General features: G+C 47.1%; 19 protein-coding genes and 1 pseudogene. 10 read left to right on the forward strand and 10 right to left on the reverse strand.

Annotated elements, in window-relative coordinates:
• Nucleotides 1-124 precede the first annotated feature (124 nt).
• Both CRO25_RS13625 and CRO25_RS13630 read left to right on the forward strand, forming a co-directional pair.
• Nucleotides 125-1,273 carry a M23 family metallopeptidase gene (locus CRO25_RS13625; protein ID WP_079695326.1) on the forward strand — a complete coding sequence of 383 codons (1,149 nt, stop codon included), beginning with the start codon at nucleotides 125-127 and terminating at the stop codon, nucleotides 1,271-1,273.
• 99 nt (nucleotides 1,274-1,372) lie between these two features.
• Nucleotides 1,373-1,876 carry a GNAT family N-acetyltransferase gene (locus tag CRO25_RS13630; protein WP_079695327.1) on the forward strand — a complete coding sequence of 168 codons (504 nt, stop codon included), beginning with the start codon at nucleotides 1,373-1,375 and terminating at the stop codon, nucleotides 1,874-1,876.
• 86 nt (nucleotides 1,877-1,962) lie between these two features.
• Here the strand turns inward: CRO25_RS13630 and CRO25_RS13635 are convergent, their stop codons facing one another.
• On the reverse strand, nucleotides 1,963-2,463 hold the full coding sequence (locus tag CRO25_RS13635; protein WP_079695328.1) for a DinB family protein: 501 nt from the start codon (nucleotides 2,461-2,463) through the stop codon (nucleotides 1,963-1,965).
• A 281-nt stretch (nucleotides 2,464-2,744) separates the two neighbouring features.
• Between CRO25_RS13635 and CRO25_RS13640 the strand changes: the two genes are divergently transcribed.
• The 8 genes from CRO25_RS13640 to CRO25_RS13680 all read left to right on the forward strand — a co-directional run bounded on the left by CRO25_RS13640 (nucleotide 2,745) and on the right by CRO25_RS13680 (nucleotide 11,485).
• Nucleotides 2,745-3,158 (forward strand): hypothetical protein, encoded by a 414-nt coding sequence (locus CRO25_RS13640; RefSeq protein ID WP_063564360.1) that lies wholly within the window; start codon nucleotides 2,745-2,747, stop codon nucleotides 3,156-3,158.
• 2 nt (nucleotides 3,159-3,160) lie between these two features.
• Complete coding sequence (locus tag CRO25_RS13645; protein WP_079695329.1) at nucleotides 3,161-4,450, forward strand: ammonium transporter; 1,290 nt, start codon at nucleotides 3,161-3,163, stop codon at nucleotides 4,448-4,450.
• 155 nt (nucleotides 4,451-4,605) lie between these two features.
• On the forward strand, nucleotides 4,606-5,550 hold the full coding sequence (locus CRO25_RS13650) for a DUF1963 domain-containing protein (RefSeq protein WP_064639896.1): 945 nt from the start codon (nucleotides 4,606-4,608) through the stop codon (nucleotides 5,548-5,550).
• 174 nt (nucleotides 5,551-5,724) lie between these two features.
• On the forward strand, nucleotides 5,725-6,192 hold the full coding sequence (locus tag CRO25_RS13655) for a DinB family protein (protein WP_256336556.1): 468 nt from the start codon (nucleotides 5,725-5,727) through the stop codon (nucleotides 6,190-6,192).
• A 338-nt stretch (nucleotides 6,193-6,530) separates the two neighbouring features.
• Entirely contained in the window at nucleotides 6,531-7,253 is a 723-nt protein-coding gene (locus tag CRO25_RS13665; protein WP_063564620.1) for a response regulator transcription factor, read from the forward strand.
• A 54-nt stretch (nucleotides 7,254-7,307) separates the two neighbouring features.
• The gene (locus CRO25_RS13670; RefSeq protein ID WP_079695333.1) at nucleotides 7,308-8,444 is read left to right on the forward strand and encodes a cell wall metabolism sensor histidine kinase WalK; all 1,137 of its coding nucleotides are present in this window, start codon (nucleotides 7,308-7,310) and stop codon (nucleotides 8,442-8,444) included.
• 396 nt (nucleotides 8,445-8,840) lie between these two features.
• Nucleotides 8,841-9,629 (forward strand): hypothetical protein, encoded by a 789-nt coding sequence (locus CRO25_RS13675; RefSeq protein ID WP_143806544.1) that lies wholly within the window; start codon nucleotides 8,841-8,843, stop codon nucleotides 9,627-9,629.
• Complete coding sequence (locus tag CRO25_RS13680; protein WP_079695335.1) at nucleotides 9,623-11,485, forward strand: transglycosylase domain-containing protein; 1,863 nt, start codon at nucleotides 9,623-9,625, stop codon at nucleotides 11,483-11,485. Before CRO25_RS13675 ends, CRO25_RS13680 begins: the two co-directional genes overlap by 7 nt.
• A 243-nt stretch (nucleotides 11,486-11,728) precedes the next feature.
• Here the strand turns inward: CRO25_RS13680 and CRO25_RS13685 are convergent, their stop codons facing one another.
• The 9 genes and pseudogenes from CRO25_RS13685 to flgB all read right to left on the reverse strand — a co-directional run bounded on the left by CRO25_RS13685 (nucleotide 11,729) and on the right by flgB (nucleotide 18,590).
• Complete coding sequence (locus tag CRO25_RS13685; RefSeq protein WP_246318271.1) at nucleotides 11,729-12,196, reverse strand: threonine/serine exporter family protein; 468 nt, start codon at nucleotides 12,194-12,196, stop codon at nucleotides 11,729-11,731.
• Nucleotide 12,197: 1 nt separating this feature from the next.
• Nucleotides 12,198-12,893, reverse strand: a complete 696-nt coding sequence (locus CRO25_RS13690; RefSeq protein WP_372828774.1) for a threonine/serine exporter family protein — start codon at nucleotides 12,891-12,893, stop codon at nucleotides 12,198-12,200.
• Between the two features lie 365 nt (nucleotides 12,894-13,258).
• Nucleotides 13,259-13,564: a hypothetical protein gene (locus CRO25_RS13695; RefSeq protein ID WP_063564352.1), complete on the reverse strand. Its 306-nt coding sequence runs from the start codon at nucleotides 13,562-13,564 to the stop codon at nucleotides 13,259-13,261.
• A gap of 64 nt (nucleotides 13,565-13,628) precedes the next feature.
• Nucleotides 13,629-14,672 carry a S66 peptidase family protein gene (locus CRO25_RS13700; protein WP_079695337.1) on the reverse strand — a complete coding sequence of 348 codons (1,044 nt, stop codon included), beginning with the start codon at nucleotides 14,670-14,672 and terminating at the stop codon, nucleotides 13,629-13,631.
• 94 nt (nucleotides 14,673-14,766) lie between these two features.
• Nucleotides 14,767-16,104: a DUF4179 domain-containing protein gene (locus tag CRO25_RS13705; RefSeq protein WP_079695338.1), complete on the reverse strand. Its 1,338-nt coding sequence runs from the start codon at nucleotides 16,102-16,104 to the stop codon at nucleotides 14,767-14,769.
• Nucleotides 16,101-16,616, reverse strand: coding sequence for an RNA polymerase sigma factor (locus tag CRO25_RS13710; protein WP_179132171.1), 516 nt, complete (start codon nucleotides 16,614-16,616; stop codon nucleotides 16,101-16,103). The genes CRO25_RS13705 and CRO25_RS13710 overlap by 4 nt, the downstream gene beginning before the upstream one ends.
• Nucleotides 16,617-16,849: 233 nt before the next feature.
• Entirely contained in the window at nucleotides 16,850-17,257 is a 408-nt protein-coding gene (locus CRO25_RS13715; RefSeq protein WP_256336572.1) for an NUDIX domain-containing protein, read from the reverse strand.
• Between the two features lie 201 nt (nucleotides 17,258-17,458).
• Nucleotides 17,459-17,950, reverse strand: a pseudogene (locus tag CRO25_RS33850) (GNAT family N-acetyltransferase); the annotation flags it as partial.
• A 229-nt stretch (nucleotides 17,951-18,179) separates the two neighbouring features.
• Nucleotides 18,180-18,590 carry a flagellar basal body rod protein FlgB gene (flgB, locus tag CRO25_RS13720; RefSeq protein WP_079695340.1) on the reverse strand — a complete coding sequence of 137 codons (411 nt, stop codon included), beginning with the start codon at nucleotides 18,588-18,590 and terminating at the stop codon, nucleotides 18,180-18,182.
• Nucleotides 18,591-18,734: the final 144 nt, after the last annotated feature.

Below are 18,734 nucleotides of genomic sequence, written 5' to 3' on the forward strand. Positions count from 1 at the left end.
CTTAATTATGAAGCCATAGCAGACGCCACAGTTTAACTACATGTAAGGATGGGTTAGACGAAGGATAAGATTCATTCTGTACACTTAACTGGAAAGTATAACGAACACAGAAGGGATGTAGAGAATGAACAGTTTAAAAGAAGGATCTAAAATTCGTGCGAATCACTTAAATGGCGGGGGAAGTCTTCCGAAATCAGGATATGCTGCACATGAGAAGTTACAGAGCAAAAAGAGCTGGAAGTTGCTTGCCATTGCCCTTGGAGCCTGCGTGATGTTGTCTGCCTGCGGTAACAGTAACTCGATTACATCTGAGCAGGCGGAGCAGCAGTCCAAGGAACAGACGACAAATGCCAATGAAGCGAGTGAGAGTACCCATCAGGAAGAGAATTCAGGCACAGAGGTGAGCGCCATCATTACACCCGACAATTTCATCGATACGTTAATGAACGGTTCCAAGGATGCCATTTACAGTCAGATGAGTCCCGAGTTGAAGGAAGCACTAACACTCGAACAGTTTACAACGTCTGCGGACCAATTTCTTGAGGGCGTGACTTCCTTTGATCTAGTGGTGGATGCCAAAGTAAATCATTTAACTGAGTTCGCCTGGAAGGATCAAACAGGAACCAAAGGCATTCAAGCTTATTTTACCGAAGCCAATCAAATTGAAGGTCTGTTAATCCAACCACTGGAACTGCATGAGGATACAGATCAAACGTTCACCAAAACCGAATTTCAATTCCCTATGAAGGGTGAATGGTATGTGTTCTGGGGAGGCAATGATGTGATGTCGAACTATCATTACGAGCATGAAACACAGCGCTATGCGCTAGATATCATTCGCACCAAAGAAGCTTTCAGTTACAACGGAGATGCAAAGGTGAACGAAAACTACTACGCTTTTGGTGAGCCGCTCTATGCAGCTGCGGACGGAACTGTAGTTGAGATCAAAAACGATATTCCAGACAATACCCCAGGCGTGATGAACCCGGAAGAACCAGCGGGTAACAATGTGGTCATTGACCATGGAAACGGAGAATACAGCATCACCGGGCACATCAAGGAAGGCAGTGTGTCCGTCAAAAAAGGGGACAAAGTCAAGCAGGGAGACCTCATTGGAGAGCTGGGTAACTCAGGTAATTCCAGTGAAGCTCATCTGCATTTTCAGGTATCGGACGGCCAGGATCTATTCACTTCCCGTTCTGTTAACATTCGTTGGGCTGATCAAAGCCAGCAGCTGACCCGGGGGAACACGATTCAAGGGCTGCCTGAGTAAGTGTGGAGTTGAGTTGAATGTTGTGGATGACGTCGACTTCCTTCCTCCGTTATAATATCGTCATAAGATAGATTCGATCTGGAGGATGGAGGAGTAGACATGGAGTTGGATAGTGTACAGATTGAGTATGCGTGTCGTGAGGATTTGCCAAGGATTGTTGAGATCTATAATTCCACGATTGAGAGCCGAATGGTGACGGCGGATTTGGAGCCGGTGACCGTCGAGCAACGAATTCCGTGGTTTGAGGAGCATTCATTGGATCACCGCCCACTCTGGGTGATGAGATATGAGGGACAGGTTGTAGCCTGGGCCAGCCTGAGTTCGTTTTATGGACGTCCTGCGTACAATGGGACGGTGGAAGTCAGTGTGTATGTGGATCAGCAGTGCCGGGGAATTGGGGCTGGCGGACGTTTGCTGAACACGATTTTTGACGCTTGTCCTGCGCTTGGAATCAAGACGATTCTGGGCTTTGTGTTTGGACATAATGAACCGAGTCTGGGATTATTGCGCAAGCATGGCTTTGAACAGTGGGGCTATTACCCTGAAGTGGCTGTGCTGGATGGCGTCAACCGGGATTTGGCGATTTTGGGCAAAAAAATATAGCATGTATCAAAATAAATGAAACCTCCAGATCCACAATGCGTGGATTGGAGGTTATTTTTGCTTACATCGAGTAAATAGGGGATGACTTAGGTGTGCGACACGCCAAGCCTTTGTTTAATATCCTGAATCTGTGCCAGATGACGCTCTTCATGATAGCTTGCAAAATCGACCCATTGAGCCAGATCCATCTCACCGAAAACCGGGTGAAGAAAGGACTTGCTTCGCAGCAGTTCAGACTCATGATCTTGTGCAACGTGCATCAATGCTTGATGGGAGTCTTCCAGGTCGTGGCGTACATTCGCCAGCGTTTCTGGTTCCGCAGGAGGCTGGAGATGAGACGGGGCGTTGACAGAGCGGCTGCGATCCAGCGTAAGCTCATATGGTTTTTTGTCCACAGAAACGGTCTGTTCCTTCATTAGCGCGGTGCGGGCTTGCTTCACAATGATGTTTTCCATCAAATTCAGGTGACGGAGAACTTGCATAATACTCCAGTGGTCAGGTGTGGGTTGGAGGTTCAATTGCTCTTCATTGAGTCCAGAGACGGCTTCCCAGATTTGGCTCCGAATGTCGTCATTACGAGTGAACATCGTGCGATCCTCTCCTTTAAATGAGTTCTATGATGTCAGCTTGTGTAAGTGCAGTGCCTAAAATGTGGATGCTTAATACACATCATAGAGGATATGAAAGGTGAATGCGAAGATGTGTTTGAATTACTTTGTTAGTTGAAGTTTTGTGCATGAGAATGAAGCTTTTTTTATAAATGGGTCATATGAAATCATGCCATCGCCAAAAAAGGATTGACGCTAAGTAGTGCTGGACTCTATAATCGATAACAAGTAACTTGATATGTAAGGAGTCCTGACATGATATGTTAGTAATTGACGAGGTGTATCACCATACAGCATTGCAAATATCATCGTCCGATTTATTGTACCTTATCCAACAGCTCAAGGTCAAAAAAGAAAATGAGATCGAAACGCTTAAACATAAAATTGAACAATTCGAACAAAAAAAACGTGCGGAAGAAGTGGCTTATCAGTCCTTGTCGACTGTACGCAAATGGTTCGCAGGCCGCCCTGCATCCCATCACCAGGCGGTGGAATATATGGTCCAGGTGAAGGAGCGTTTTCGCAAAATGGAACAAATCCGGCGGCGGATACGAGAACTGGACCGCATTGCTGAACGAATCAAGCATCCGGACAGCATCGAACGGGATGAAATCGAGCTTACGCCCGAAACGATCCGGGAGATTAGACAGCTTAGGGAAACGGAGGATGTATAAGCATGACTTTGGAGACGTTAAGCTCCGGGATGGATACGGTCTGGGTCGTACTGAGTGCAGCCATGATTTTGTTGATGGAGGGCGGATTCGCGCTCCTGGAGGCTGGCTTTGTACGTTATAAAAATAGCGTAAATATTATTATGAAGGTTTTCGCTGACATTACGATTGGAACGTTGCTTTTCTATGCCATCGGATTTGGCTTGATGTATGGCTCTGATGCCGGAGGTTTTGTAGGCATAACCGGATTTTTCCTCAATGGAGACTTGTCTCACCTGGATGTACCCGTTTCATTGGAAACATTCTGGCTGTTCCAGGCCGCGTTCACCATTGCCGTCATTTCCATCGTATCGGGTGCTGTAGCTGAACGGATTAACTTTCGTGCCTATCTGCTGTACATCATATTGATGACGGCAATCATTTATCCGATTGGTGGACACTGGGCATGGGGCGGCGGTTGGCTCAGCAAGCTGGGGATGCAGGATTTTGCCGGTTCCGCAGTTATTCACGCGTTGGGCGGGTTCTCTGCACTGGCTGCAGCGATTATTATTGGGCCGCGTAAAGGCAAATACACACCGCTTGGCGTGAGTGCCATTGCGCTTCCGAGCAATCTGCCGCTGGCATCTGTAGGTGCATTTCTGCTGTGGTTCGGCTGGTTTGGCTTCAATGCAGGAAGTACGCTCAGTGCGACTGATGTAAGGATCGGTCACATTGCCATCGTTACGATGTTATCTGCTGCTTCGGGCGGTGCGGCTACACTGCTTTACACCTTGTTCCGATTCAATCGTTCAGACGCACCATCGGTCATTAATGGCTCGCTGGCCGGTCTGGTCGGTATTACGGCGGGGTGTGCTTTTGTCAGTGATGTAGCTGCGATATTCATCGGGGCGGTATCTGGATTACTCATGATGGCTGCAACGAATTGGCTGGACCGCAGGCAGATTGATGACCCGGTGGGTGCGTTCCCTGTTCATGCTGTATCCGGGATGTGGGGAACGATTGCCGTGGGTTTGTTTGCAACCGATGGTGGCTTGTTCATGGGAGGTGGCTGGAGGCTGCTGGGTGTTCAGGCGCTCGGCCTAACGGCTTTGGTCGTCTGGGGATTTGTCATGACCTGGATTGGTCTGAAACTGATTGGCAAGATCGTTCCTGTCCGTTCCACGGAAGAAGAGGAAGATTTGGGTCTGGATATTAGTTATCATGGTGTAATGGCTGCACACCAGTCCCATGAATTTTTAGATGGCGAGGAGCATATTCGTGCTTTCCAGAATGATTCACCGAATCGGGATCGTTAAGAATGAACCGACTGGATAATAAGGAAGCAGACTGACACCGGATGTCAGTCTCTTTTTTTGCAAGAAGCAGGGAAAGAAGACTCAGCGGAAGAATATACAGGTGTGAACCTGAATATGTCTCACCATAGATGTATTGTCAGAAGGGGAGGATCTGTATGATTAAACCTGAACAATGTGAACGTCTGACCAGAAAAGCCCGGAAAACTCTTGAGGAGTATGGATTGGGTAATGCTGCCGATCTGCTGTTATCTTCAAGCCGTTGGGGAATTCGCCTTGATGTATCGACAATCGATGAGTATCGCAGAACAGGAAATTCACGTGTAGGTGGAAATCCGGATCTGCCGAGCAACATGAAATGGCCTTTGACACAGGACGGGGTGCCCATGACGTTCCTGGCCCAGTTGAATCTCGTGGATTTGACGCCATATACGCCTAATGATGGGCGCGGGAGTTTGCCCGAACGGGGCATGTTATACTTCTTCATTGGTGTGGATGAACCGGCTTATCATATTGAGCATCGTGTGATTTACGAGCCGGACGCTCATAACCTGATAAGGCGAGAGCCTGATGGCGAAACCGCGCTGGGTAAGGACGATTTTGTAGCACATTCGGTAACAGTGCTGCCTAATCTCGAGTTTCCTACATATGCATACATTGATTCTCTGGCTCTGAATGCAATCGCCGCCCCGCTGTCTGGTGGAACGGTAGCTGTCGAAGGGGAGGAAGGTCTATATGACCGATACCTGGAATTTGAGTCCAGCTGGAATCATCCGAGTACGCAGAACTGGGGTGGCATGTTTGGATACCCTGACGGTCAGCATCCGGATGCCGAACACCAGGCGCTGTTACAGATCGTACTTGGTGAAGAGTATACTTATGACGAGCAGGCGTGTGAGAGGAAGCTGACTGAACATTATGGCGGGGATGAGAAACGGACACAACAAGAGCTTGCGGATACCTTGCTTCTATTAAAAATTGATACGCATGACGCTATCGGTTTTCAATGGTGGGATTGTGGGGAATTGCAATTTTTCATTCGTAAGGCTGACTTGTTCGCAGGACGATTCGATCAAACGTATTGTTCGTTATATTCAAGTTGAGTTCATGTTTGTTATCATCGGAGCAACAAAATGTCCCAAATTCCGTCTATATGGGGGAGGAGGGACTTTTTTTGTTCATTATTGTTGGTTTTCGATCAAAGCTGGTTTATATATAAAGGGGGAATTTATGGTTGATTAGCGATCATACGTTCTATATAATGGGATAAAAAGGGAGTGTTTCTGTTGATTCAGTCTGCATTTAAACATATTGATGTGGCAGTGACATCATTAATCCATTTATGTGACCAACTGTCGGAGCAGGACTTGGCTTTGACTCCGATTGAGGGCAAACGGCCGGTCGGAGAATTGCTTTCTCATCTATCCGTCATTTGTCGTGCAGATGTACATATTTCGGAGGGAGCTTCCGAAGAAGAAATGGCTTTGTTTTACGAGGAAAATCAGCCGAATTCACTGAGTGAGATCAAAGAAGCGCTGATTGCGAATCAGATGTACCTCTATCATCGATATAGACAGTTTAATACAGAGGAATTATTACAGGTGACTGACTCCTATTGGGGAGCTTCGTACAGTCGTCTGGAGTGGCTGCTTGAGATCATGGGACATGTGTATCACCACAGGGGGCAACTGCATACGATGCTGACACTGACTGGAATAGAGCCCAAAGTAGCGTTGTTTGAATAGATAGATCCAGGTCCATAATGTGAGGTTCTGCCTAAATATAGAGCAAGATTTAATAGAATACATAGAACATGTTATCCGGAACAAGCAACGGTTAAGCAAGGATTAGATCGACGATACTATATGTTAATAATAGAGATTGCGAAGTGGAAGAAAACAATACCACTGATGAGAGAGATAGATGAACCTATTCAGAAGCTGCATCGGGTTTCCATAATCGTTTCCATTATGGAGGGTACTCAGTTTACCGGAAATCCAACGTTTTTGCTTCTTTCCGAGGGCGATGATTTTCGCAGATTCATTTCCTAGTGGTATACTTTGATCAAGCAATGATTCAAGGAATGGAAAGGAATAATGCCGTGGCACAGCCAGCAACCATTCTGCTTGTGGATGATGAGCAGGATATTATTAAACTGATGGAGATTTATTTTGGCAATGAAGGATACCGGGTTCTGACAGCCAGTGATGGGATCGAGGCGCTTGAGCAATTGAAGAAAGAGCCAATTGATCTGATCATTCTGGATGTCATGATGCCGAATATGGACGGAATTGAAGCATGTATGAAAATTAGGGAAGAGCAGAAAATGCCGATCATTATGCTGTCCGCCAAAAGCATGGATATGGATAAAATCACAGGGCTGAGCATCGGTGCTGATGATTATGTGACCAAGCCGTTTAACCCGCTTGAACTTGTGGCACGGGCAAAGTCACAGCTTCGCAGGTACCATACCTTCAATGAGGGCCGGGAAAGCAAGGAGCATGAGTGGGTGATTGACGATCTGGTCATCAACACCGATACGCATGAGGTCTGGGTGGATGAGCAGCCTGTTCGCTTGACTCCCCGTGAATTTGCCGTTCTGGAGCTGCTGGCACGCCATCAAGGCTCTGTGCTGAGTATGGAGCAGATCTACAGGCAGGTCTGGAAAGAGGAGTTTATGGAGTCCAACAACACTGTCATGGTGCATATCCGTAAGATTCGTGAGAAAATCGAACTCGATAGCAAACATCCCAAGTTCATACAGACGGTATGGGGTGTTGGCTATAAGATGATCAAACCACAATAAGCACGTGCGTCTATAAGGTTCTTTGGATAAAGAGCGTGAGCAGGGAGTTCCGAGATGAATTCAAAATTAATTAACACAGTCCGGTGGAAATTTATCTACGCATTTCTGCTGAGTGGCATTTTGACGGCGGCTATTTTGTATGGGGGCAGCAAAGTTGTACACTCCATTCTGGCGGCTCAGACCTATCCTAATTATTCGATCCCTGCAAGGGGCATCAGGTGGCTGGTGAACCATATTGGGTCGGTGCCATTAATGATTATGGTTGGCATACTTGGCTTTGTGCTGTTCTTTTTCCTGTTCACGCGCAGGGTGATGCTGGTTCTGGACGAGATTACGGCGGGAATTCAGGAAGTTGCCAAAGGGGAGCTGTCTCATCGGATCGAAGTGAAGACATCGGATGAATTTGGCGTTGTGGCTGCCAGTGTTAATCAGATGGCTGAACAATTGCAGCTGTCATTGCAGGAGGAGCGCAGCGCAGTTGCTGCCAAAAATGACTTGATTACAGGCATTTCTCATGATTTGAGGACGCCGCTGACCTCCATTCTCGGATTTTTGGAATACATAGAGAAGGATCGGTACCAGGATGAAATTGAGATGCGCTATTACGTGAGTATTGCGTACGAGAAATCCTTAACATTGAGGAAGCTGATCGACGATTTGTTCGAATATACCCGTGTCAGTGGTGGTAGCTTACCCTTGTCATTGACTTCCTTGAACCTGAATCCATTCCTGATGCAGCTTGCGGAGGAGTTCGCTCCGATGCTGGAAGAAGCGGGCATGACATACAAGATCATTGATGGACAAGAACCTTTATGGATTCAGGCCGCTCCAGGAGAGCTTGTTCGTGCGTATGAGAACCTGTTCAGTAACGCGATCCGTTATGGGGCACAGGGCAAAGTGATGGAGATTGCGTTGTCTCTTGAAGGTGAAGAAGCTGTGGTGCGCATTAGCAATTATGGTGAACCCATTCCGGCGCAGGATTTGCCGCACTTATTCGATCGATTCTACCGGGTGGACAAATCCCGCTCTCGCGACACAGGCGGCACCGGACTGGGGCTGGCTATTGCCAAATCCATGATTGAATTACATCGCGGGAGTATCACTGCCTACAGTGAACAGGGCCGGACCGATTTTGTTACGCGTTTTCCGGTGACTGCTCCTCCGATGAACAGAGATACAGAGGAACGGTAACTTGAAAGAATTCTCGTCCGATGTATTAGATCTTGCTTGATTCAACATATCTATATAAATTTAACTAAACATTTACACGATAACGGAGAGGACAGAAATAACCTGAAGAAGCAGAGCTAAAAGCTTTCTGAAAGAAAGCTGCATCGAAAGCATACGCTTCGCCTTTATCCCCGGATTTCCCCCTTTAAATAAGGGATTCAAAAAAATCTGGGGATAACAGCGATCGGAAGGTTGTTCTGTCATCGGAGTGGAAAGTGTAAATATTCTTTAGTTCAATTTATATAATTGCTGAATTAAGAAAATGATAAGAAGTTACCCACTTCCTCATTAAGAAATATTCGGTATTCTTAACCTCAATCGTACACATGAACTGCAAAATTGAGGAGGATACCGAATATGAGATTATTATTACGTACAGTCAGATTGAGCTACATATATATTTGCGGAGCAAGCGCGTTACTTAGCGTAGCGCTCCTATTTGTCGTTTATCACATGTTACGTTTTGCCCACCATCATATCCTATCGGAGACAACAGGAATAACTCGCATTATGTACTGGGTGATAAACCATATCGGTACAACGCCATTGGTTATATTCATCGGTGGGGGTATGTTTGCGTTGTTTTTTTGGATTCGATCCCAGAAGATTGCAGATGACCTCAAGGTGATTGGTCGTGGAACTCATGAACTGGCAAATGGCCGAATTCCAGCACTGATAGAAGTGTTGAACGGAGGTGAGTTGCGACAGATTGCCGCGGATCTGAATGACATTGCGATACGTATTCAAGCGGAGCGCTTAAATAGTTCAGACCAGGAATGGATAGATCGAGAGCCGAGAGGCGAAGATTGGTTCAATTCTAGTATGTATGGTGATGAAAGTAGCGGGCAACAAATGGTGTTAGAAAGTGAGAAAAGCCATAAGCAACGTATTCAAGCAGATTTGGTTGGATCACAATCAGGTCGCATAAGTGCCGACCTGCCGATTAAACTGACTCTCTACGGTGTTCGTTCTTCGCTGGATACGATCATGGAAGGACGCTGCCGGGATGAAGCGGAGGTTCAGCGCTGGGTCAGGTTGGCGTATGAACAGAGCTTAAGGCTGGAGCTTGCCCTGGATTCTATGGAAATGAAGCCGCAGGAACAATCAGGCTCCAATCCACATGTATTTAGGGAGCCTGAATGTTGAGATCCAGCATAAGGCGCGGTATCTATCACATATTTGATGCCTCTGTAGTCATCGTTATTTTGCTAGCGGTCGGCTACATCTATATTGTTACTTACGGCGAAGGTGTACTTCGCAATCATCCTGAGGCCATTTCGGTGGCCTCTTCCACCATCATTACCAATGCGGATGGAACAGAAATTTCGAGATTACAAGTACAAACCAAGGGATATGCGGAGTATGCCGATTTGATGGATATGCCCAATCTGTTAAAGCAGGCTTTTCTGGCTACAGAAGATCGACGTTTCTATAATCATGATGGACTGGATTTTATCGGGATTGGCAGGGCGGTTGTGCAGGATGTTTTACATATGAACCTGAGTCAGGGAGGCAGCTCGATTACACAGCAACTAGCCAGAAATCTGTACTTGAACGGAGATAAAACGCTGGTTCGCAAGGTGAATGAAATGTCGATTGCCATGGCGATGGAAAAGAGATTTAGCAAGGATGAGCTATTGGAGCTGTATTTGAATCATATTTATATGGGACGCCAGCAATATGGGGTTAAATCCGCGGCATGGCGCTACTTCGGCATCAAGGATTTACATCAACTGGAGATCTGGCAAATGGCTACGCTGGCCGGAATTCCGAAGGGACCTTCCATATACAATCCGGTGGATCGGGAAGACCTGTCCAAAGAGAGGCGTTCTGTAGTTCTTGGACTCATGCATAAGCAAGGAATCATTACCAAGAAACAGATGGAGGAAGCGCGAAGTGTGGACTATACCCCGCCTAATTTAACATCTGCATCGGCTCCAGGATCAACAGTGCCTGCCTATGTGTCTGCCTTGGATGCGGTAATCGAGGAGGCTTCCCGACTCACAGGCAAGAGTGGAGCAGAGATTGAATCCGCAGGCTGGACCATTCGTACGGGATTGGATGATCAAGCGCAGCTGGCGATGGAGCAAGCATTCCGTGAATCTTCACGGTTCACCGATGATCGTGAGGATGAGCAAGTGCAGGCGGGTATGGTCATACTGGACCAGCATAACGGTGAGGTCAAAGCGATGATGGGAGGGCGTGACCCCGTAAAAGGAGGCATTAACCGGGCAACCACGGATGCAAGGCAACCAGGCTCTGCATTTAAGCCTATTATTGCATACGGACCTGCATTGGAATCAGGTCGGTTTAAGCCAGAAAGCATGCTGCCTGATCAACGCATGAAATATGGGAGTTATCAACCAAGCAACTTGGGTGGGCGTTACAGAGGTACAGTTACGATGTCGCAAGCCATTGAAAATTCCATCAATGCTCCGGCCGTATGGCTGCTGCATGAGACAGGACTGGGACGCGCACATCAATTTGCAGGTCGATTGGGCATTGAACTGGGCAGGGAGGATCTCAATCTGTCGATCGCTTTGGGTGGTTTGCATGAAGGGGTGTCTCCACTGAAAATGGCTCAGGCATATTCCGTGTTTGCTAATAACGGCAAGTTCAATACGGCACATCTGATTCGTGAAATTACGGATTCACGCGGCCGGACAATCTATGCTTTTAAGCCAGAGAACAAACAGGTGATCTCCAACAGTACGGCAACGGCCATGACCGGCATGCTCCAAGATGTGGTCAGTCAAGGAACAGGTAGCCGGGCACAGCTGAGTCAGCATAAGGTAGCGGGGAAGACAGGAACAACGCAGGCTGCATTACCTGGTGTAAGCAAGGAGGCTAACAGGGATCTTTGGTTTGTAGGATATACGAGCAAGTGGACGGCTGCAGTCTGGATGGGATTTGATCGTACGGATGCAGAGCATTATATGAGATCCGGAAGTGGTGTTGCGGCGGATTTATTTGCATCGGTTATGAAGCGTGTTTTGCCATAAAAGAGAATGGTTTACCGTACACCAATGGACAAGGATTGTCCAACAGACATGGGGAGTTCTTTTTTATGGATTGTACAGTTATCACACAAATGGATACAAGGATGAAAACAAAACACTGCAAAATTTGATGATAACGGCTCAACATTGGTTGGAAATATAGAAGACCCGTGAAGGACAGCGTTTACCCTGTCTCCAACAGGCCTTTATCGTTTTAGTTTAGTGATAATATATTCTTCTGCTGTGTTAGGATTTTGCTCGCAATGATTCAGGTATACGACGAATCATCTGGTTCAACACCTCGGACAATACAAGTCCGATCGCGATGGCACCGGATAACATGAGCGCTTTGGCAGCCATCTCCATGGCTGCACCGTAGTCATTTTGCACAAAATTACGCATCGCATTGTAAGCCAGTCCACCGGGAACGAGCGGAATGATACCTGCTACGCTGAAGATAATGACAGGCGCGCGAAACATGCGGGAGAACAGCTGGCTGATGACACCTACCGCGATGGTCGCTGCCAGGGTAGCAGGAACAGCATCCGCAGCATATTCGAGCACAATATAGATGATCCAGCCGATCATGCCGACAAATCCACCGTGAAGCAGCATGCGCCGAGGAGCGTTGAAAATAATACCGAATGCGGCCGAGGCAACAAAGCTGGTCAGGGCCTGTTCAATAAAATGAAGCATAACCTGCAACTCCTCCATCTTACGTAAAAAGTGAAAAAACAACAGCAATGCCGGTACCAATCGCAAAAGCCGTCAGAAACGCCTCGGCTCCCTTGGATAACCCGGACACGAGATGCCCGGCCATCAGGTCACGCACAGCATTGGTAATCAGCAGTCCCGGTACCAGGGGCATGACTGAGCCAATAATGATTTTGTCCCGTTCATGACCCACGCTCATATAGACAAGCAAAAAGGCGAGCAAACCGATGACAAATGAAGCTGTCAGCTCGGCAAAAAATTTCACGAGTACCAGTCGATGGAAGGCAATGACCGCTGCATAACCAATACCACCGCAGAGTACCGCAGGGAGAAAGTCGACCCAGCCTCCACCAAACATAATGGTAAAGCACCCACTGGATAACGCCGCCGCCGTAAGCCGCACAACCGCAGAATAGGAGGAGGGCTGTCCCTCAATTTGTTGTAACAATGCATAGGCATCCTCAACGGACAATTCACCTTGTCCAATACGCCGGGAAACGGCATTCACTTCGGAGACCTTGTGCAAATCTGTGGTTCGTTCAGAGATCCGTATCAGCTTGGCAGGCTCGGTTGCATCAACCGAGAAGAAGATACCTGTGGGCACAACATAACTGTGCGAATGGGGAAGGCCCAGCGCGGCAGCCATGCGTTTCATCGTATCTTCCACACGATAGGTCTCACCGCCGCTTTGCAGCATGATCTTGCCTGCCAATAGACAGATTGCAATCACGCGGGATTGTTCAGTATGATTTGTCCCAACCAGCTCCGTCTCAGACTGAGGCACGGGTGGAGGATCATGAGGGATATATTCCAACCGGATCAAGCTCCGTTCATATGAGATAAGGCTTGGTGCCGACACCATTGTATCATATTTCACACGTTAGCAAGGAAACATACCGCACGAACCACAGGAAGTCATCCAGGTTGCAGAGATTAATGCCATACATTCACACCAAATTGATAACCCGATAACTCCTAAAACCCAAAAAGGCTTCGCTCCCGGGCCTGATAGTTAATGGGAGTGAAGCTTCTTGGGTTAGGCTCAATCGAGACAAAAAACAACTACATCAACAGGGTAATGACCAACAGCTCATACAGCACGAGTGGCAGAATGGTTGGTCCAAACAAGGCACGTGGCTCAGGATATCCATGCATCGGCGTAACCTGGAGATACAGTATTCCCCGATCTGCGCTGATAATGACACCTTCCCATACCTGACCATCGATATTCTGGACTTGCACATTCTTGCCTACATGCTGCCGGGCTGTATGATGAAGCATATTCCGCACACTTTGCACGGATTGGAGCATTGGTTGATTGGCTTGGTATACGACCCGTGCGGATGGTGTGGATGTGGATTCAGACATGATGCACAACCCTTCCTCAAAATCATTTCTTACTTCAAGGTATGCATCTGCCTACAAAAGGTGATCACACAAATGCCATCTCAAGTCTTCCATGCCCATTCTCATAAGCCACATTGCCCAGCGCGCCATTCACAAAAGTTAATTGTGGCGGGATGTGGCCAAGATCCACATCATACAGTACGGGAACATCCATATCTCCGAGAGCCGAAGACAGGGCATCGATGAAGTTGAAATCTCCTGTATCTGTATAACCAGCAGGTCGACCGAACATGAAGCCTTTTACGCCTGCAAACCAGCCTGCCTGTCTCATCTGCCACAGATGACGGTAGATATCACCCGCATTCATCTCACAGCTTTCCAGATACCAGATCGTTCCTTCTTCTGCACAATACTGATCAAGATACGCTTCAACTGGTGCATAAGGTGTGCCAATCAGACAGGTGATCGTATCCATGCAGCCGCCGATCAACCGACCTGAGAATGTAACTTGCGAGTCTGCTCCTTCTGGTTGACCCAGATGTTTCCAGTGAGAAGGAGTATCCAGATTGAACGTCGACAACTCCGGTTTCCATTCCGATTGATAGTGAGTGGAAGAAGATTGAGTAACCTGCCCTCCCTGGCCCGTCTGTAATACATCAATCCAGCGGGCGGTCACCGGATCGAGTTCATTGGATCTTAGATCCACGTAGTTCGTACCATGTGCCGAAGCCGTTCCGGTGATCAGGGTGTATGCGAATAAAAAGGTGCTGATATCCGAATATCCCATAACCCATTTGGGAGGCAAGGTTTTCAAAGCTTCCCAATCGAGAAGGGGTAGAATATCCATAAGGAACTCTCCACCCCACGGAGGAATAATAGCCTGAATCTCAGGGTCGCGGAAAAATGCATTGATCTCGGCAGCGCGATCTTCCTTGGAGGAACTTACACATTTGGCATTATGTCGTAGAAATGGGCTCTCCAGAACACCAAAACCAAGGCGCTCCATGTTGTGCCTGCTCTCTTCAAGGTAATGATGCAAGGATTCACTTACACCGCTGGATGGTGCAGCCACGCCAATGGTATTTCCCGGAGCGAGTGGTTGCGGGTAACGGATAGAACGGTTATTCATTTTGGAAACACCCTTTCTTGTGAACATATCAATTTAACGAATGTTTCCATTATAAAGAATAATTGCGCTTATACCAGCATGATTCTGAAAATGATTAAGGGTTCACCGGGATTTCCATTGAAAATGGTGATTTAAATTTCATTGGATAGGTGGAAATATGCATCTTTATTTCCCCTTTCATCTTAGCCCCATTTTGAATAGTAGAAGAGATAATTGTATGTCTTTCATCTGTTCCATCTCCACTGCTCCAATTGGAGCCTGGAATCTGATATTCTTTACCTGCTTTGTCCATAACATCTCTGAAAGCTAGAATGAACTTGCCTTCCATACTACCGTCCACAGAGAAATGGATAACCAAATCTTTACCAACGACCTTGCTTCCAAGCATCTTCAATCCAGATGGACCGCCTGTAATTTTGTGTGATTTCAGATCAACGACAATATCCAGTTCATTTTTATTCAACCCCGAAAATCCAGATCCTTGTAAAGTCAGCTTTTTCGGAATAGAGAAGTACATGCTTTCAAAATAAATGGATCGTTCATCCTCACCTGTCGTGGTGTTTGTTCTCCATGCGCGGCCTTGTTCATCGACCAATTGAAGATCATCCAGTCCAAAGATCTTCTTTGTATTTTTTGGATCGAATTTTACATCAAGCACAAAACGAGTTGGATAAAGGGTAGCCTGTTTAACATCAATACGCTGCCCATCTACCATTAACGTTTGATTTACCGGGATGATTTTTTTCATACCTTTCGTTAAATCAGTGTCTACTGGGAAAGTAACTTTCCACTCTTTAGAACTCCCTTTATATCTGGATTTAAATACAACACTTAGTTCTTCGGGGGGGGAAGCATCGCCCGTAAAGATAACATCGATATAATTTTCATAAACATTCTCGTCTGAAGTCGGTTTAGGGGAAGAATAACTAAATCCAACAGGAAGATTCTTACCATGCTCATCAAGCAAATCGATGTCATACATACCCTTGTCTGGATCTTTCATGCCTTTCATCGTGTAAAAAATAACCATGCGTGACTCATCTGTAATGATGCTGTCCACGGTCACCGAAGCTCCATCATGCTCATCGGTCACACCAACCTTCTGCAAGAGGGATTGATCGATAGCCATCATTAACCCTTTGTCCTGGCGAATCATACTGACGATGCCCTCCATGCCTGGCAGTTGCTCCACAAAGGACGCAAAAGTGGGGGAGACGCGGATACATCCCGTAAACACGAGGATGATCGCGGCTGCAGATATGGAGCTCATATACCAGCGCAGCCGTGACTTGCGCTTGCGCGCAGCCTGACGAATTCCGGCCTGTACAGCCTGATATGCTTCGGCATCCGGTACAGACATGGCGTCGTATTCTGTTTTACGATCATTCAGACGCTGCTCAATGGCTTCAAATGGCTTCATTTCATCGCTCATGATGTTACATCTCCTTTCGTTTCAAGTTGGTCCCGGAGCTGCCTAAGTGCCCGGTGCAATCGGGATTTTACGGTTCCGGTCGGGACTTCTAGAATATCAGCGACCTCTGTTAAGGAGAAACCTTCGAAATAGCTTAGAATAATAATTGGTTTGCAATCCCGATCCAGCGCAGAGACGGCTGCGGCCAGATCAGGGTCTGCGGGCTGGTCCCAGCTGCTGGGTTCATGAATTTCGGTAACGTGGCTGAACCGGCTCTTGCGTTTGCGTTCGTTTGCACAGTAGTTCAGCAGAATGCGGATTAGCCAAGTGGCGAAATAGGAGGGTTCTTTTAAATTCTTGAGCTTTCGATAAGCTCTGTAGGTGCATTCCTGTATCGCTTCCAGCGCATCGCCCTCGTTGTGCAGATAGGCACAGGCGATCCGGTACAGTCGGCTCTGATGCATCTCCATTAAGGCTGCAAAAGCCTCGGCATCCCCTTTTTGTGCGGCGATGGTCAGTTGAGCAGGGGTCACATGGCTCCTCCTTTCATGGATGTTGTTGCGTATTAGACCGTGCAAAGGGCCAAACGGTTCTTGATTTTGGAAAAAAAGTTATGTATACACGTACTGAGACTACCACAAAGAAGGAAATTGCGCAGAAAACTGAAAACAACCGCCAAGCTCCCCTAATGTTAGAGTGAGGAGTTCGGCGGTTGTTTTGCTTCATATGACTTGTCTGACCGTAATGAGATTCGTTTCTCCCGATTTCAATCTTCCGAATAAAGATGGAGTTTCTTCGCAACTTCCAGACCAGGCACCGCGAAACTAGCAAGTGGCGATGGCAGATCATCCAGCGGGAACCAACCGATCTCACCAATCGCTCCGCCTTCTTCGAGGTTACGAGCAACGCCGCCAATAACTCGAGTTGAGTAGAGGACGGAAATCCAATGTTCTTGTTTTTCAGGTCGGATCGTCTCTGCGGTGCAGAGCAGCTTGTCGATGACAATATCCAGATCGACTTCTTCCTTAATCTCCCGAATGACCGTCGTTTCAATGGATTCGTACGGGTCGACTTTGCCCCCAGGGATACTCCAGGTGTACTGTTCAGGCTGACGATTCCGCCAAACCAAAAGGACTTCATTACGTTCGTTGAGGATGACCGCTCCGACACCAATCCGAGGTTGGACAGGAGAGTTCTCAGTCCCTTTGGTGTTAAGTAAGGACAACGCAGATCCTTCGGCAGCGACCAATCGTGAGTCTGAGTGATCTTCGTTCTGTTTAGTTCCTTGGGCATGAGTGGACTGAAACGCGAGCGGAAGTTTTGTCTGCGTTGACCATTCTTCTGCAAGGATACTCATGGAGATCAGATCATAATGCGTGCCATCCCGTAGAACGGCAGAGCGCTGACGGCCTTCCTCCCGAAATCCGGCTTTCAGATAGGCGCGCCTCGCAGCTTCATTGTATTCAATCACTTCCAGCGCAATCCGGTTCAGATTCAATTCATGGAATCCATAACGAATAATCAGGGCAAGAGCATCACTGCCGTATCCTTTACCCCGATCTTTGTCATCACCAATGCCAATGGCCAGGCGTGCAGAGCGGTTATTCCATTCGATTCGGTAGAGGGCCGTGAATCCGATGAACCGATTGTCCTCCAGTGTACGCAGTGCAAATTCAAAGCCGTTGTCTCTGCGAACTGCGGATGACCCCGTCTCATCCGGCGTTAGCGGAACAGCAATGTCGGTATCCAGATTACGCAAGTAATCATAACTGTCAGTGAAGCGGGAGAGCCGCATGCAGTCTTCTGGGCAAGGAGCGGCCAACCGGACTTTGGAGCCTTGAAAAGCATTTAAATGACGTGGAGCCATGTTGCACCTCTTTTATTGGATATGAAATCATACATTTTATCTCATTATACTACGAAACAGAGAGGATACCGAAAAAGGGCACAAGTAGGGGAGCATATCCTCCTGATTAGGAAAAGAAAAGCGACGCTAAATGCGTTTAATATAGATCAATATAATTCAATATAGATCATCTGGGTATTTCCGAATGTAGACAAAACAAAAAGCAGCCAAAGGGCTGCTCTACCATTCATTATTTCATATCCTGCAACAGGTTTTTCATTTTCTTGTAGTGCCCGCTGACCCGATCAACCATGTAGTTATACATAAGCTGATTCTCCGAGAGGTTCGCCATTTCCTTGTCAATATCAACGTTATTGTTGTTATTATTCATGGATGTTTCGTTGTTCTCGACAATACGGTAGTTTACGATGGAGTCATTGGGATTACTGACCGGAAAGTGTTTTTCATGAGTCCGCTTCATATCGAGCTGATCTGTTTTGCCATTCTCAATGATACGTCTAAGTTCTTCCTCAAACTCCACCGATTTCTTTTTGTAATTGGGTGTGTCTGCATTGGCAATATTTTCAGTGGTAACCTTGTGCTGCGCGTTCAGCGCTTGTAACAGAGATTCATTGCGTCTGGAAGTGTTCGTTTCAATCAACGGCTCAGTCTCCTTCAATGGAAAATGCAATTGCTTTCATCATAAAAAAATGAGCTGCTGCCTGTCAAGTTAGGCAAAAGAAAAGGACAAGCGCATGGCGGAGGTTTCATTACGAAATCCTACCTTTATGACATCTTATCCTTG

This window comes from Paenibacillus sp. RU5M (genome assembly GCF_900221055.1).
Classification (GTDB): domain Bacteria; phylum Bacillota; class Bacilli; order Paenibacillales; family Paenibacillaceae; genus Paenibacillus; species Paenibacillus marchantiae.